At 57.8% G+C, this 567-nt stretch carries 2 pseudogenes; one reads left to right on the top strand and one right to left on the bottom strand.

Annotated elements, in window-relative coordinates:
* Positions 1–225 (top strand): annotated as a pseudogene (locus IB265_RS36275) (ISNCY family transposase); the annotation flags it as partial.
* On the opposite strand, the pseudogene IB265_RS36270 reads toward IB265_RS36275, so the two are convergent.
* Positions 212–567 (bottom strand): annotated as a pseudogene (locus IB265_RS36270) (hypothetical protein); the annotation flags it as partial. The pseudogenes IB265_RS36275 and IB265_RS36270 sit on opposite strands and share 14 nt — an antisense overlap.

Below are 567 nucleotides of genomic sequence, written 5' to 3'. Positions count from 1 at the left end.
GGTGATGTCCTGGCCTATATCAAGGAACGCCAGGAGCAGCAGACGCAGCCGGCGGTGAAGACGAACAGCGAGAAGAATGGCTACAAACCGCGTGGCCGCAAGCCGGGCAAGCGGACGGATTTCATGACCGATCCAGCGGTCATTGCTCGGCGGCGACAGGCGCTTTCCCAGCGAAGTGCGGTGGAGCAAGGGCAACCCTACCCGGCACAGTTCAATGGAGAATAAACTCGGACTGCATGTCCGATTCCAGCTTTAAACACGCAGGCCACAAGGGTGTCTTGTGGTAAGTTCCGCGCTGCCAAATGGTCAGTCCCTCGCGCTCTTCGTGCAGCAATCCCAGCCAGCACAGCGGGCGAATGATATCGTAGCGGAGCGCCGACCGTTCCGCCCAGGTTTCGACAGTCATTTCTGCTGGCTCGGGGTACGATTCGCTCGGGTATAGCTCGTTCGCCAGGTCGTCCAACGAACAGCCCGTTTCTGCTTTCATATTGATAAGATTGAGAAAGACGTGCCACCAACGCATCCGATTACGGACAGCCTCCTGCGTCTGCCCGTAGTGGATATAAG

It is taken from the genome of Ensifer sp. ENS10 (assembly GCF_014852025.1).
Classification (GTDB): domain Bacteria; phylum Pseudomonadota; class Alphaproteobacteria; order Rhizobiales; family Rhizobiaceae; genus Ensifer.
The sequence above is the reverse complement of the archived record's forward strand: the minus strand, read 5'-3'. Positions and strand labels throughout refer to the sequence as shown.